The organism is Bacillus sp. HMSC036E02 (assembly GCF_001836235.1).
Taxonomy (GTDB): domain Bacteria; phylum Bacillota; class Bacilli; order Bacillales; family Bacillaceae_G; genus Bacillus_A; species Bacillus_A cereus.
Genome location: NZ_KV827794.1, coordinates 1 through 14,967, shown reverse-complemented (window position 1 = coordinate 14,967; position 14,967 = coordinate 1). Strand labels below are relative to the sequence as shown.

Below are 14,967 nucleotides of genomic sequence, written 5' to 3'. Positions count from 1 at the left end.
CTCCATTTTTTTCTTTTACGTAAGTAGGTGATTAGATGGAAGATATGAAAGCAGAAATTTTAAAACGTGTAAAACTGCAAGTACCTAATATAAGTGATGAAAATTTATTAATAAGCATTGAAGATACAATGTTAATGGTTGCTGGGTATACCAATAGAACCATTCCTGAATTCCCTCCTGCTTATCCTGGTATCATCGCTAAAATGGTGGTTCATCAGCATAAGGAGCGGGAGAGAGAAGGGAAGAAAAGCGAATCATTAGGTAACTATTCTGTTACTTATGATGACGTGGGAGATTATCCAGCAAGTATTACAAAAGGACTGAAAGTGAGGTTGCGTGTCTTATGATTCAATCAATGATTCGTAAATTCGGAAAAGATGCTTCAGTGCTTCGTAATGCTAGTTCTGACGATGGTCCATATCCAACAGAAGAGTGGAACGAAATTAACAATGTAAAAGGTGTATTAGATGCCATTCAAGGAACAAAGGATGCACGTAACAAGAAAGTAGAAGAGAAAAGCACGCATTTCTTTTATTGCCTACCATTCGATGTAACAATTCAAGATAGATTAGTTATCGACAAGAAGGTATACAGTGTTACTCACTCGGGCGATCCAATGAATGCAGGTAGATTCTTTCAAATAGAATTGGAGATGTTGCCATATGAGCATGAAATTCCAATCAAATAGAGCCGCTGTTATGGCGAGACATTTGGCTGCAAAGAAAGCAGCTCATACTGCTATTGGTAAATTTGTATCTTCTAAAGCTAAATTACTTGCTGCTGTCGACACTGGCAATTTAAGAAGAAGCATTAGTTCTAAAGCAGAGCAAGAAAAAGTTGTTATCGGTACTTCTGCTGATCATGGTATTTATGTTGAGAAGGGAACAGGAATCTATGCTGTAGACGGTGATGGGCGTAAAACTCCTTGGATGTACCGTGACCCTAAAACAGGGAAGATGGTTAAAACTCAAGGGCAACATGCACAGCCTTTTCTTAGACCAGCAGCAGAGAGCAATAAACCGCAAATTACACAAGTTGGCACGCGAACCTATTCGTCGTTAATGAGGTAGATAGCATGAATGACTTTATAAATATATTACACAGTGAATTAAAACAGATTCATAAAGAAACGTATTATGAAATCGCTAAAACAACCGCTGTAATGCCTTATTTGGTGTACATGGTTAATGATGATAAAGAACCATGGGGAAGAAAAAATATCATGCTTACAATTGATATTTACGGTACTTCTGCTCATCTTGCTCAAATAGATGAACTGATTACGAAACTAGAAAGCAATCTTCATAGAAAAAGATTAAGCAGCGCTGAATTTGGTGCTGCTATTTCTTATCTTTCGAGTCAGAAAGTACCTGATTCAGACCCAAATATCATACGCAAAGAAGTGCGGTTCATTTTAAGAACTTATTTTAAACAATAGAAAGGGTTGATTATATGGCAGCTCCACAACCAAAACCAGAAAATGTTCTCTTCGGAGACTGGGGGGCATTCTTCTTTAATTACGGGGAAAAAGATGAACTACCAGTAGGTGCCACACAAGGTGGCGGTTCTTTTAAGTATGAACCAGAGTTTAAAGAAATTGAATATGATGGTTCTCCTGGTGACACTATGGGGATGAAACGTATTACGAAATCAAAAACTCAAATCAGTTTTAAAACACTTGAATTCCTTGATAAAGATAAAATTAAAAACTTTATTGCTGGATTAAAAGTATCAGAAGAGACTGTTACGAAAGATGGAAAAACCCTCAAATACGATGTAATTGAAGCAACGGAACGTCTTACGAAAGAAAGCTATCTTAAAAATGTAGCATGGGTTGGCGAAACTTTAGGTGGCGATATTGTTGAAATTATCGTATATAACGCATTATCTGACGGTTCATTAGAACTAGGATTTGAAAATGAGAGTGAAGTTGTTCCAGAAGTAACATTCACAGGACATCGTGATCCAGAAAACATTCGAAAAGTACCATGGAAAAAACGTATTTTAACAGCGACAGAAGCAGCAAAATTAATACCGGCAGGTTAAAAAGTAGGGGAAATCCCTGCTCTTTTTATTTTAAGGAGGAATAAATGTGACTATTGCAATTCAAGAAAAAGAATACAAAGTGAGACAAATTCATGGCGGAGATTTATTTTCCGTAGTTCGTATTTTGAAGAAATCAAAATTCAAGGTTGATATTAACTTGCTTAAAGATTTAATGATGGGTGTACGAAGTAAAGAAGGTGCAACACAAGCAGATGTATTAGCTGCACAAGAGATGTTCGGTTACGACATCATTATGAAGTTTATCTTTGGATTAGAAGAAGCTGAGCAAGAATTTTTCGAGTTTATTTCTGATCTATTAGTGTGTGAAGATGAAAACGGTAAAAAAACATCCCCAGATTGGGAAACAATACGAACTTTAAATCTAGAAGAGTTAGCGAAGTTGTTTACTGCAATTAAAAACTCAGAAGTTGGACTGGTTAAGCTTTTTTCCAATGCGGTGAACTTGATGAAATAGACTTCATCGATACGTTAGCTTCTCGTTATCCGAACATGGAGTACATACGTGGTTTGGATGCCGAGATAGTTATTAATTTGTATCTCACCGCAAAGAAAAAAGAGATGGACCTCATGTTATGGGAAGAATGGTGCGCCCTACAACCATACTGCGATGAAACATTTCCTCAATTTAAACATAAGCGTGAAAATCCAACGCAAGAACAGGTACAACAATACAATGATTTAATCGAACAACTACCGAAACAGAAACTCACGAAAAAAGAAGTGTTCGCTCGAGTTGCGAAAATCCGCGGAAAGGCGGGTGAATAGATGGAATTATTTAAGATGTTTGGATCAATCTTCTTAAAGGACGATCAGCTACAAAGAGGATTGGCTAACGCTGAAAGAAGTGGACAACGAACAACTGGTATTTTAGGTCGTGGATTCGGACAAGTCGGGCAAGCAGCAGTAGGATTAGGTTCTTCTGTTGGCGGTGCTGCTATAGCTATGGGTGGATTAGTCGGTGTTACAGTAGGGGTAGGAGCTGCGATTGCTGGTGTAGTAAAAGTCGGTTCTGAATATACCCAACAGATGTCAAAAGTAGAAGCTCTCTCTGGTTCTAATGCTTTACAAATGGCTGAACTGGGAGCGAACGCACGTAAATTAGGTGCTGAAACACGTTGGTCAGCTACAAACGTAGCTCAAGCCTATGAATATATGGCCCTTGCAGGTTGGGACTCCAACCAAATGATTGCAGCTAGTAAACCGCTACTTGACTTAGCGACAGCTGGTGCATTAGACCTTGCAAAAGCTTCAGATATAGTAACCGATACAATGACTCCATTTGGTATGAAAGCTTCAGAAGCAGGAAGAGCTGCTGACGTATTCGCGCTGGCCCAAGCGACTGCCAATTTAAACGTTGAGCAGCTGGGCGAAACCATGAAATACGCTGCTCCAGTAGCGGCTACATTTGGTTTGAATATTGAAGAAACTGCCGCAATTGCTCAGATATTTGCAAATAACGGTATTAAAGCTTCAATGGCTGGTACGGCATTACGTGCTGGTTTATCTCGGTTAGCAGCACCACCAAAAGAGGCTGCTAAATCATTATCTGCATTAAATGTAACTGTTAAAGATTCTGAAGGTAACATGAAACCAATGAATGAAATCATCGGACAGTTACATGACGGATTTGGAAAGTTATCTGAATCTCAACAAATTGCCGCTGCAAAAGCAATATTCGGTGAGGAAGCCTATGCAGGGTGGATTCAAGTTATCAAGGGTGGACAACCTGCATTTGATGATATGGTAAATACACTAGAAACTTCTGAAGGTTCTGCCAAAGTTATGGCTGAAACAATGGCCAACAACTTATCGGGTGCAGTTGACGGAGTTAAATCTAGATTAGAGAATTTGGGACTTGTTGTATTTTCTCATGTTGAACCTGCACTTGTTGCTATGACTAATGGAACAAATAGCGCAGTGAAATCTCTTACTGACTGGCTTGATCCATCTGGTAAAGCGGTCGAAGCAGCTAAATTAATGCAACAAACTGATCAGCAGTTAGCTCAATCTAAAGCTGTTCTTGATATGAATCTCAAAAAGGGGAAAATAACGCAAGAAGAGTATAACGAAAAGTTAGCTCTATCTAAGAAGCATGCCGAAGATATGATGAACGCTGATGGTATGTTAGCTCAGAAAAAAGAAGAGTTAAAAATGAAGGTTGAAGAAGGGAAAATGACTCAGGAAGAAGCTAATAAAATTCTTGATGAGTCTGAGGTTGAATATCAAAAACTTCAACAAGGTATTGAACAAACACGTCAACGGCAAGAAGCTATGAATAAGGTATTCGAACCACTTCGTAATGCCATTGGTATCATCCAACAAGTAGGCGCTGCGATTGAGCAGTTCTGGATTGCTGCAACTGGAGATAGAGATGCGCTAGTTGAAGGGTATGACATCCTTACTAAACTAGGTTTTTCATCTAATGCAATTCAGTTTATACAAGAAACTACCGCCGCTGTACAGTATGGTATAGAAACGATGAAAGCTCTCGTATCTGGCGATTGGGGATCTGCTAGTAACTTCTTAGATAAGTTAGGTTTTTCACCTGAACAAAAAGCAGATATTATTATGTTCGTTCAGGATGTGCACGCTCAATTGAGTAGTTTCATAGAAAATGTACAAGCTTTGATAGCAGCGCAAGCACCAGTAATTATGGGAATAATCGGCGCTACTTGGGACTTTATTAAAGGTGTATTCAATACAATAGCTCCTTACTTAATGCCTTTACTGACAGATGTAATGTCGTTTGTAAATGGGATTATATCTCAAATCACTTCGTTTTGGAAAGAAAACGGAAATCAAATTGTACAAGCTGTAAAAAATGCCTTCTCAATCATTCAATCTATTATAGCTTTTGTAATGCCAGCTGTAATGATGATTGTAAAAAGTGCATGGGACGCTATAAAAGATATTATCCAGGGTGCTGTTAATCTCATTATGGGAATTATTAAATTTTTCGCATCTGTTTTAACTGGTGATTTCTCTGGAATGTGGGCAGGGATAAAACAAATCTTCAGCGGTGCAATCCAGTTAATCTGGGGGCTTATCCAATTTTCGTTTGTTAAACAAATTTTTGGTGCAGTGAAAGGGCTCGCATCTTCTTTTGGCTCTACGATTAGTAGCATGTGGTCTACTGTTGTTGGATATTTCAAGACATTTATTAAGGAACCAATCGCTTCTGTAGTTCGTATGGCAATTGATATAGGTGAAGCTGCTATGAAAATTAAAGACAAACTGATTAATCCTATTAAAGAAGCTTGGAGTGGAATTATGGGCTGGATTGATAAAATTAAAAACGGTGTAGCGAATATGTTTAGTGGCGTTCACATTCCTGTTCCGAAGATTAGTGTAAATGGATCATTAAACCCGATAAATTGGGCAAGTGAGGGGCTTCCTTCATTTAGTGTCAAATGGGCAGCAAACGGCGCTTTAATCAAGCCTGGTAATCCTACATTGATTGGTGTCGGCGACGCGAGAGGATATGACGAAACTGTTTTGCCTCTCCGTAAACAAACATTCGATGCGATTGCCAATGGAATAATGGGATCGCTACCATTAGTACAACAAGCTGGGGCACAACAATACGCATCACAAAGCCCAACTGTTTTGCAAATCAATCTAAACGGACGAGAAATAGCGAAGGAAATTTACTCAGATGTTAATGAATTTCAAGAACAAGAAAAAGAAAGACGTAAAGTATTTTAGGCAGGTGATGGTATGACGGGAATTAGTTTCTTTAGTTTTAATGGGGAGAGGAATCCGAATGTAATACCATTGCAGGGTAAAAAACGCCCTGCATGGGCTCCTTTGGAACGTACATTTCTTGAAGTTCCCCACTATCCAGGTGGGCGTTTGATAAGAACACAAACAAAAATGAGGAAAATAATTGTACCAGTTTCATTATTTTATGAATCTATGGAAGAAGCCGAAAAGTTAAAGGAAGAAATAGCTAATTGGCTTATTACAGACCAACCTCAAGAACTGATCTTTGATGATGAAAAAGATCGTACGTATTTGGCCGTTATTGATGAATCTTTTGACCCACAGCAATTAGTGAATTTAGGAGAAGGAGTACTTACTTTTATTTGTGAAATGCCATATAAATTAGGTCCTACAAGAATCGTAGAATTTCAAGCTAATGAGCGTGGGCTAGTGGCGAATATTCAAAACAAAGGAAGTCTTGAATCTAACCCAATTATTAAAATTGAGGTAACGAAACCCTCAACTTTTCTTGATGTATGGAATGGAGATAATTACTTTCGTATTGGATGGCCGCTTAGAATGGATCAGGTACCTGTTGAGAGAAATCAGCGTGTTATGTGGGATGAAATGTCTACCACTATAGGATGGACGGATGTTCCGAATGCAGAAGATATGGTAGGGGGAGGAGCTTTCAAAGTGGATGCAGGCTCACGCCTAGTTCCGGTTTATTTAGGTGAAACAAACATAAAAGGATGGCATGGTTGCATAGCCAAAAAGAACATTCCGCAAGGGCCACTGCAAGACTTTATTATGCAGGCGTATGTTGGGGTAAGAAGCTCGCATCCAGATCAAATGGGACGCGTTGAAATAGGTTTATTGGATGAAAACAGCGACTATGTAGCGCGTATTTCTATGAATGATGTCCATTGGCAAGCTGAACAAAATACAGGGTTCGCTAAGCTTGGCAACAAAAAGAAACCAGCTGGTGAGCAAGTACTTATAAATGAACCAGGGGACCATCCTACTACATGGAATCAATATCGTGGTCGCTTGTGGTTAGCACGTACCGGTAATAGGTGGGAAGCGTATATTTCTAAGTTTTTATGGAATACCGAAAAGGATGACTCGGAACGCTTTGTTGTGTGGGAAGATGAAAACAATGTGAATATGGACAAAGTGGCACAAGTTCAAATTAGCATCAGTCAATTTTCGGATAACATGTTCTGTACAGACATGAGCATTGATGATTTGAAAATCTGGAAGGTCAATATGAATACACAAGATAATCCACCTTACATTTTTGATGTTGGAGATAAGGTAGTTATTGACACCGAGCGAAGCCTTGTATCGATTAATGGTAAAAAAGTTATAAATTTAAAAGATATATTCAGTGATTATCCAGTTGTTAGCAAAGGATCAAACAAGCTTGAAATTATGCCTTCCGATGTGGGAATAGCCAAAGTAACATATAGGGAGAGATATCGATGAGAGCACCTAGCGGCACACTTCATGTCATTGATTTTAAAACGGACCAAATTGTTGCTAATATCCAGCCACAAAATTATTGGGATGATATACGTCATTGGGAGATTAAGAACAATATCGATACTTTAGAGTTTAAAGTGTTTGATAATACAGAGCATGCAGTGACACTTATGCAGCAAAATTTAGTATTAAAAGAAGTACGTGATGGACGGATTGTTCCTTATGTTATAAATAATGAAGTTGAAAAGGATTCAAGAGATAGATCACTTACTGTACGTACTTCGGGTGCATGGGTTCAGATAGCAAAAGACGGTTATATCATGCCGCAACGTATAGAAGGTAAAACAGTAAATCAATTCATGGATATGGCTCTTGTAGGTACGAAGTGGAAACGCGGAAAAACTGAGTATGCAGGTTTCCATACAATGACCATCGATACCATTATAGATCCTCTTACCTTTTTAAAGAAGATAGCTGCTTTATTCGATTTAGAGGTTCAATACCGTGTGGAAGTAGTCGGTTCACAGATTGTAGGTTGGTACGTGGATATGGTGAAAAAACGTGGTAGAGACACTGGTAAGGAAGTCACTTTAGGTAAAGATTTAGTCGGTGTTAGACGTATTGAGCACTCTCGGGATGTCTGTACTGCCTTAGTCGGATTCGTCCAGGGCGAAGGGGATACCATTATTACAGTTGAAAGCATTAATGATGGTTTACCTTATATTACTGATAGCGATGCCTATCAACGCTGGAATGAGAACGGTAAACATAAATTTGGTTTCTATTCTCCGGAGACAGAAGAACAAAATATGACACCAAAGCGTCTCCTTACTCTTATGAAAACAGAGTTCGCAAAACGCGTTAATACTTCTGTTGTTTACGATGTAGAAGCAGCGGCTATAGGGCGTGTATTCGGATTATCTCACGAGCTAATTAATGAAGGCGATACAATTCGAATTAAAGATACTGGATTTACACCGAAACTTTATTTAGAAGCACGGGTAATCGGTGGTGATGAATCATTTACAGACCCTTCACAAGATAAATATGTATTTGGTGATTATCGCGAAATTACCGATCCGAATGAAGAAATGCGGAAATTATACAATAGGCTTCTTGGGCAATTAACTGGTAAGGCAAACAAAGAATTGTTGGATCAGCTAGAAAAATTGGTAGAAGAGAACGGAAAAACAATTGAAACCATACGAGAAGAGTCTAAAGCCGTTAAAGAGTTAGCACAAAAAGTTCAAGAAAATTTGAAGAATAATACCGTTAATATCATTGAATCTAAGCAGCCACCCACAGAGAATCTTCAAATTGGTAAAACGATATGGCGAGATATTAGTACCGGTAAGCCTGGTTTTTTAAAAGTGTGGAACGGTAAGGATTGGGAACTTCTTATTCCTGATGTAGAGTCAGTAAAGGAAGAAACACTGAAACAAGTTAATAAAGATATTCAGCTTACAAAAGAAGAATTAAACAAAAAAGTAGAAGAAGCGCAAAGTGAAACCAATGGACAATTTAAGGAAGTTAAAAACAGTCTCCAAGGAGTTTCACAAACTATTAAAAATGTACAAAACTCTCAAGGTGAAATTAATAAAACTGTTTCTGAAATGAAACAAACTAACGAGGGTTTTACTAAATCTATTGAATCGTTAACAAAAAAAGATGGTGAAATCGCTGAAAAATTAAATAAAGTGGTAGAGACTGCTGAAGTTACGAAAAAGACCATCTCTGAGGTGCAGCAAACAACTAATAATCTAAAGAAAACCACAACTGAAATTACAGAAAAAGCTGGCCAGGTTAGTGAGAAGTTGGAGAGCGTAGAAAAGAAAGTTAATAATGATAAAGCTGGAGGACGTAATCTTTTATTAGATTCAAATGTTAAATACGAAAAAACAGATTATCTAATCAATCCATATTCTTTAACTGAAAATTTTGTTGCAGGCGAGGAATACACTTTTGTAATTAAAGGAAGTGTCCCGCAAGGCCAACAATTTGGAATTTGGCAGAATGGTGGTTCAAATAATGTTGGATATGCAACAAGTGCCTATGCTAACGGAATAACTTATGTAACTTTCAAAGCTGTTGCAACTACAAGTGGGAATGAACGGAGATTAAACTTATATAATTATCCAAATAATGCTACAAAGGCAATTGTAGAATGGGTTGCTTTATATAAAGGGAATAAGCCGCAGGATTGGACACCAGCTCCAGAAAATCAAGTAACGAATGATGAATTCACTAAAAAAACAACCGAGATTGAAAAAAGTGTGAATGGTATTAAAGAAAGTATTAAAACGGTAGAAAAAACACAAGTCGATTTTAGCGAGCGTGTGACTACTGTAGAGAAAACAGCAGACGGTATTAAAGAAAAAGTTACTAGTTTACAAGAGATACAAACTAAACAAGGTACGCAGTTACAGGAGGCTAAAGCAGGTTGGGAAACTACTGCAAAAGCTTTGGAAGGAAAAGTTGAAATAAAAGATGTTGAAGATTATGTTGGTGGGATCGGTAATCAAACTGTATTACGGAATGTTCTTTGGAAGAATGACACAAAATATTGGGTTCTTCAATCAGGTGCAACAAGAGATACACAAGTCACTTATAAGGGATGCAATTCACTTAGTGTTATTACTGCAGGTAATGCGAGCAATTTGTATAAAGGTGCATCGCACGAGTATATAAATGCGGGGCCTGGATGGAATTATGTTTTCTCTGCTTACTTTTATACAGATAACAAAGCTAGTATAGATGCCGGAGCTGCTATCGAGCTCCAATGTTACGATGTAAACAATAAAATGATTAAAAGTTACTTGCAAGAAATAACTATTTCACAAGGAACATGGATTCGTACACATGTGGCAGGGCTATTAATCGAAGGCACAAAAAAAGTTAAAGTGCTGTTTTGGGTTCGTAAAAATGGTCGTCTATGGATGGCACAACCCATGCTACAAATTGGTGATAAACCTTCTTCGTTTATGGAGAACCCTGTTGATATTGTAGATAAAGATAAAATCATGGAAGAATTGGCCGATAAGATAGCAACTAAAGATTACGATAGAAAAGTAACCGAATTAGAAAGAGGTATTAGCGCTACTGCAGAAGGCGTCGAAATAACATCGAAGAAACAAGAAAAGTTTATTAATGAGACTTACGCCGTTTATGTAAAAGAAACGGGTTCTAAACTTAAAGTTCTTGATGAAGGAATCCTTGCAGAAGTTAAAAAAGGTAATATCATCGCAGCTATTAACTTTTCATCGGAAAAATTAGAAATTGATGTTTCAAAGGTAGCCATTAATGCCGATACAATGGTGAAATGGTTAACCGCAAAGGGTATTGATACAAATATCATCAAAGTTAATGGCGATAAAATTACCATCGATAAAAACGGCGTTACTATTAAAATGTTAGACTTCCTTTTTGAAGATGAATGGGGAACGAAAACAACTGTTATGCCAAAACGAAATTTAATAGCCGATCATGATTTTTCTAGTGTTCCAAAATTGAACATAGGTAACCCAAATTATCAGGGGTTTGGTGCTGGATATGGTCTACCTTGGAAAGTACAAGGAAACGGTGTAGTGATAGAAAATAACACTTTTATATTTAACTATGAACAAATGGTAAATGCAGTCCGTGTCGACACGTATAATTATCCAGAAACAAAGGTTCAAAACGGGATTCATCCAGGAAACTCTTATACATTGTCAGCACATTATAGAACCGCACAGATTAACGGTGTGCGTACAACTGCAAAACCACGATTGCAGGTATGTTTTGTTACGCCATTGGATGAAGTGAGTTATAAAATTTGGCATGAAATATATAAAGATTTTCCAGAGCCATCTACATTTTATGGTGAAATTAGAAGGTATAATTTCACATTTACCGTTCCTAACAATTACAATCCACAAGAACATATGATTGTAGTTAAAGTTACAGCTGCAAATGCGCAAGTTTCTGCGGGGAGGGCTGTTTGTGTTTCAGGGATAACATTGGTTAGTGGTAACTATGCTTGCATGTATAACTGGGATCGTGCGGCAGCAGAAAGGGCCGATGGTCTTCAACCGTTTAATAGAATTGCTATAGGCAGCGTAAATAACAACATAGGTCCAGCTGCTCATGGGCAGACCTTTGATATAAGTACAGAAAAGGATGTATTCATAAATCAACCTATTCTAACGCAGGGAATAAATTTAGGGCGTAATAAAATGGGCCAAGCTGGGTCCATTCGTTTCTTTGATGGCGGTCAAGGCTATGGGTTTTATTTTATGGGAATGGGAGGACAATGGTACAAGCTACCTAACGTTTAGGAGGAAAATATATGAATGATTACAAAGATTTACAAGGTTACCCCTTACAAGCAGGGCAAGGTGCTCCGTTTGCTGGTAGGTTAGTAGATTCAGAAAGAAACGAAAACGGAGTATTTGTGCGAATTCCTTTTGATATGCTAAACAATGCCGGTTTATATGGTGCGAATAAAGTAGAGGTGTGGGGAGAAACAGATGGAACGATATATTTCCGTATTGCAACAAGATGCGAAATATGTAAACGTGGCGCGCGTTTGTATGAATTAGAAACGGGTTTTGGGAAAAAGAGACTTTGTTCTGATGATTATTTTTCATTTACTGGTCAACGCCCTCCGCAAGAGACACAAAAAACTGAAAATAAAACGCGAATAGAGCAGCCATAAGCTGGTCTTTATTTATTATCTAAAAAAGGAGAGGAAAAGATGGATCGTATTGATGTATTATTAAAAACCTTTATTGCCACTTTTGGTGGCTTCTGTGGGTATTTCTTGGGAGGATGGGATGCAACATTGAAAGTCCTAGTAATCATGGCAGCTATCGACTATATCACAGGAGTAGTTGCAGCAGGATATAACGGAGAATTAAAAAGTAAAGTTGGTTTCAAAGGCATCGCCAAAAAGGTGGTGCTTTTTCTTTTGGTCGGAGCGGCTGCACAACTAGATTCAGCACTTGGAAGTAACAGTGCAATTCGTGAAGCGACTATCTTCTTCTTCATGGGTAATGAGCTACTTTCACTTTTAGAAAATGCTGGTCGAATGGGTATTCCGTTGCCACAAGCTTTAACAAATGCAGTTGAAATTTTAGGTGGTAAACAAAAACAAGAAGAGAAAAAGGGAGATGTTCAATAATGGAAATCAGAAAAAAATTAGTTGACCCAAGTAAATATGGTACAAAGTGTCCGTATACAATGAACCCTGAATTAATCACGGTCCACAATACTTACAACGATGCTACAGCAGAAAACGAAGTGGCTTATATGATTCGTAACGATAATCAGGTTTCGTTTCATATCGCGGTAGATGATAAGGAAGCTGTACAAGGAATTCCTTTAGAGCGTAACGCGTGGCATTGTGGCGATGGTGGCGGAAATGGTAATAGAAAGTCTATCGGGGTTGAGATTTGCTACTCTTTAAACGGTGGAGATCGATATTATAAAGCTGAAGATAATGCAGCCATCATTGTAGCTCAACTGATGAAACAGTACAATATTCCGATTAGCAAAGTTCGTACACACCAATCGTGGAGTGGGAAATATTGTCCGCATCGAATGTTAGCAGAAGGACGTTGGGATAACTTTATCGAAAGAGTCCGAAACGCATATTACGGTGGTGAAAATAACGTATCCCCAACCCCTACACCGCCTTCAAATAGTGAGACAGGCATTGCATATATTGAAGGGAATAATGTTAATCTTCGTAAAGGTCCAGGTACAGGATATGGAGTTATTCGCCAATTAGGTAAAGGTGAGTCCTACCAAGTATGGGGCGATTCAAATGGGTGGCTAAACTTAGGCGGCGATCAGTGGGTATATAATGATTCATCATATATTCGTTATACAGGAGGGGATACACCGGAATCTTCTAAACCTACAAATGATGGCATTGGTGTAGTGACCATTACAGCTGATGTATTACGTGTTCGTACTGGTCCGAGAACTAACTATGGCGTCGTGAAGAATGTGTATCAAGGTGAAAAATATCAAACGTGGGGATATAGAGACGGTTGGTATAATGTTGGTGGCGACCAATGGGTTTCTGGTGAATATGTAAAGTTTGAAAAGTAAAATATATTACTATGCAAAAGAATAGTTTGGTAAAAAACAAAGGCTGTCCTTAATGGGGAGTCTTTTTTGTCAATGGATCACCACAATATAAAGTTCACAATAGCAAAGGGAAAACATACTATATTACTGCAAATGAAGCCTATGTGTATGTGAAGTGAGAAGAAAAAGACCGCCCTTTTTTTGGGAAGGGCGGTCTAATATTATTTACTTTCGTTTAATATACTTTGAAGTGATTGTTCTACCTTATGCATTTCACCTAATACAGGGTTGTCATAGTCACTTGAACAATCAAGATATGCTCTTACTCCACCAAAAATTTTGAAATCCACTCTAGATAGTGAAGTATGTTCTTTAGTTTCTAAAATGGTTACAGCTGATTTATAGCGTTTAATTATATCATCAATCATTCTTTTGCCTTTTACTTGATTTTCTTTTTCAAGAGTTTGAATGATGTTATTCATTTGTTTTTTTAATTCAGTAATATTTTGGTCCTGTGTAAGCATTTAAATACCTCCATTTTCATTTTAATTACTTATTTGGTACTTTTCGTACATCTGAAATCCATTCTAAAGGCCAGTTTTGTGGAAGTAAAACTTGATCTCCACCACCTTTCAACGTAGTCCCGCTCATTGTGTATTGTTCAGCTACTTTTCCAAGATTAAGAGTTTCGCCTTCCGGAACTTTAATCGTAGCCTCATACATTCTACTATTTTTCCATTCCGGTAAAAGAGCTGTATCTAGTTTCGCTTGTATTCGATTTTGAGCGGGGACAGTTGTAGCGAAACCACCGCCTGCATCAGCACTATGCCCAAATGTACGATATAATGTTACCTCTTCATTAGTTTTTACAGTTCTAAATACTCCATCTGTAAATGAATCTCCAATCCAAGGTGGTAAATTCGCTTTTTCTATTTCAGTTACTTGATGATCGATACTTGTAGCATATTTTTTTATGTCTGAGGCACGATCAGCTTTTTTAATAGTATTAGCAGCTTCAACTGCATTCGCAGTCATTTTTACCCCTTTGCCAACTTTGGCAATTTTTCCGACTGGTGTAAGACCAGCTACAGCCATTCCTCCAGCAAAAACCCTTTCCCAAGTGGAAAGTTTTTCGCCAGTAGATGGATCGATACCGTCCCAAGCACGACGAACATCGTATTCACCACTTATTTCACCAGCAATATCTCTAGCTAATTTTTTACCATCAAATCCTTTTTCCTCCGAAGAAAGTTTACCACACATTGCACCTTCTTCGATTGATTTATCAGCCTGACGCTTCCTATCTTCTTCAATCGCTTGAATAGAAGTAGTCCACTCCATATTCAACACTTGCGTACTAAATGTTCCGCTTGCAGGACTAAATCCTTTGCCACTTTGCACTTCCGCAAGACCTTGTGCGATACTCGCAGCTAGTTGAAGTGCTGTAGCATAGTTATTGCTAGACGCTTGATTAAATTCATATAGGTGATTTAACTTTTCTTGAAGTTTGTGTCTCATGACAGTAAAAAGATTCGCCATAGCGTCCATACTTGGCATCGGCATAGCTTGACTGATAGCTTCCATACTTGCCTTCATTCGGTCAATTTCTCGAATTTGTTCTAATATTTCTTGTTCAAT

At 38.0% G+C, this 14,967-nt stretch carries 15 protein-coding genes; 13 read left to right on the top strand and 2 right to left on the bottom strand.

The window, feature by feature from the left end:
- Positions 1-35 precede the first annotated feature (35 nt).
- From HMPREF2590_RS00090 to HMPREF2590_RS00030, 13 genes are all read left to right on the top strand, one after another.
- Complete coding sequence (locus HMPREF2590_RS00090; protein ID WP_070861237.1) at positions 36-347, top strand: head-tail connector protein; 312 nt, start codon at positions 36-38, stop codon at positions 345-347.
- Entirely contained in the window at positions 344-688 is a 345-nt protein-coding gene (locus HMPREF2590_RS00085) for a head-tail adaptor protein (protein ID WP_070861236.1), read from the top strand. The genes HMPREF2590_RS00090 and HMPREF2590_RS00085 overlap by 4 nt, the downstream gene beginning before the upstream one ends.
- Positions 663-1,070, top strand: a complete 408-nt coding sequence (locus HMPREF2590_RS00080) for an HK97-gp10 family putative phage morphogenesis protein (RefSeq protein ID WP_000061894.1) — start codon at positions 663-665, stop codon at positions 1,068-1,070. The genes HMPREF2590_RS00085 and HMPREF2590_RS00080 overlap by 26 nt, the downstream gene beginning before the upstream one ends.
- Positions 1,071-1,075: 5 nt before the next feature.
- On the top strand, positions 1,076-1,438 hold the full coding sequence (locus HMPREF2590_RS00075) for a hypothetical protein (RefSeq protein ID WP_000997644.1): 363 nt from the start codon (positions 1,076-1,078) through the stop codon (positions 1,436-1,438).
- A 14-nt stretch (positions 1,439-1,452) separates the two neighbouring features.
- Complete coding sequence (locus tag HMPREF2590_RS00070) at positions 1,453-2,046, top strand: hypothetical protein (protein WP_000729987.1); 594 nt, start codon at positions 1,453-1,455, stop codon at positions 2,044-2,046.
- A gap of 46 nt (positions 2,047-2,092) precedes the next feature.
- Positions 2,093-2,521, top strand: a complete 429-nt coding sequence (locus HMPREF2590_RS00065; RefSeq protein ID WP_000150395.1) for a hypothetical protein — start codon at positions 2,093-2,095, stop codon at positions 2,519-2,521.
- A 104-nt stretch (positions 2,522-2,625) separates the two neighbouring features.
- Positions 2,626-2,832, top strand: a complete 207-nt coding sequence (locus HMPREF2590_RS00060; RefSeq protein WP_070861247.1) for a hypothetical protein — start codon at positions 2,626-2,628, stop codon at positions 2,830-2,832.
- Entirely contained in the window at positions 2,833-5,772 is a 2,940-nt protein-coding gene (locus tag HMPREF2590_RS00055) for a phage tail tape measure protein (protein ID WP_000418556.1), read from the top strand.
- Between the two features lie 21 nt (positions 5,773-5,793).
- Positions 5,794-7,257 carry a distal tail protein Dit gene (locus tag HMPREF2590_RS00050; RefSeq protein ID WP_050822308.1) on the top strand — a complete coding sequence of 488 codons (1,464 nt, stop codon included), beginning with the start codon at positions 5,794-5,796 and terminating at the stop codon, positions 7,255-7,257.
- Positions 7,254-11,570: a phage tail spike protein gene (locus HMPREF2590_RS00045; protein WP_070861234.1), complete on the top strand. Its 4,317-nt coding sequence runs from the start codon at positions 7,254-7,256 to the stop codon at positions 11,568-11,570. Before HMPREF2590_RS00050 ends, HMPREF2590_RS00045 begins: the two co-directional genes overlap by 4 nt.
- 11 nt (positions 11,571-11,581) lie before the next feature.
- A complete protein-coding gene (locus HMPREF2590_RS00040; protein ID WP_001000911.1) occupies positions 11,582-11,950 on the top strand; it encodes a hypothetical protein in 369 nt (122 codons plus the stop codon).
- Between the two features lie 39 nt (positions 11,951-11,989).
- Entirely contained in the window at positions 11,990-12,415 is a 426-nt protein-coding gene (locus HMPREF2590_RS00035) for a phage holin family protein (RefSeq protein ID WP_000373887.1), read from the top strand.
- Positions 12,415-13,350: an N-acetylmuramoyl-L-alanine amidase gene (locus HMPREF2590_RS00030; protein WP_000405788.1), complete on the top strand. Its 936-nt coding sequence runs from the start codon at positions 12,415-12,417 to the stop codon at positions 13,348-13,350. Before HMPREF2590_RS00035 ends, HMPREF2590_RS00030 begins: the two co-directional genes overlap by 1 nt.
- 200 nt (positions 13,351-13,550) lie before the next feature.
- On the opposite strand, the gene HMPREF2590_RS00025 is transcribed toward HMPREF2590_RS00030, so the two are convergent.
- The gene (locus HMPREF2590_RS00025; RefSeq protein WP_000957442.1) at positions 13,551-13,853 is read right to left on the bottom strand and encodes a hypothetical protein; all 303 of its coding nucleotides are present in this window, start codon (positions 13,851-13,853) and stop codon (positions 13,551-13,553) included.
- 25 nt (positions 13,854-13,878) lie between these two features.
- Positions 13,879-14,967, bottom strand: a 1,089-nt coding sequence (locus HMPREF2590_RS00020; protein WP_083325409.1) for a pre-toxin TG domain-containing protein, incomplete at its 5' end; no start/stop codon positions are given.

Bases quoted from the DNA above. Each gene is read 5' to 3' on its own strand.
- HMPREF2590_RS00075 (WP_000997644.1), top strand. From the start codon at position 1,076: ATGAATGACTTTATAAATATATTACACAGTGAATTAAAACAGATTCAT.
- HMPREF2590_RS00045 (WP_070861234.1), top strand. From the start codon at position 7,254: ATGAGAGCACCTAGCGGCACACTTCATGTCATTGATTTTAAAACGGAC.
- HMPREF2590_RS00030 (WP_000405788.1), top strand. From the start codon at position 12,415: ATGGAAATCAGAAAAAAATTAGTTGACCCAAGTAAATATGGTACAAAG.
- HMPREF2590_RS00070 (WP_000729987.1), top strand. From the start codon at position 1,453: ATGGCAGCTCCACAACCAAAACCAGAAAATGTTCTCTTCGGAGACTGG.
- HMPREF2590_RS00035 (WP_000373887.1), top strand. From the start codon at position 11,990: ATGGATCGTATTGATGTATTATTAAAAACCTTTATTGCCACTTTTGGT.
- HMPREF2590_RS00080 (WP_000061894.1), top strand. From the start codon at position 663: ATGAGCATGAAATTCCAATCAAATAGAGCCGCTGTTATGGCGAGACAT.
- HMPREF2590_RS00090 (WP_070861237.1), top strand. From the start codon at position 36: ATGGAAGATATGAAAGCAGAAATTTTAAAACGTGTAAAACTGCAAGTA.
- HMPREF2590_RS00060 (WP_070861247.1), top strand. From the start codon at position 2,626: ATGGACCTCATGTTATGGGAAGAATGGTGCGCCCTACAACCATACTGC.
- HMPREF2590_RS00055 (WP_000418556.1), top strand. From the start codon at position 2,833: ATGGAATTATTTAAGATGTTTGGATCAATCTTCTTAAAGGACGATCAG.
- HMPREF2590_RS00025 (WP_000957442.1), bottom strand. From the start codon at position 13,853: ATGCTTACACAGGACCAAAATATTACTGAATTAAAAAAACAAATGAAT.
- HMPREF2590_RS00040 (WP_001000911.1), top strand. From the start codon at position 11,582: ATGAATGATTACAAAGATTTACAAGGTTACCCCTTACAAGCAGGGCAA.
- HMPREF2590_RS00085 (WP_070861236.1), top strand. From the start codon at position 344: ATGATTCAATCAATGATTCGTAAATTCGGAAAAGATGCTTCAGTGCTT.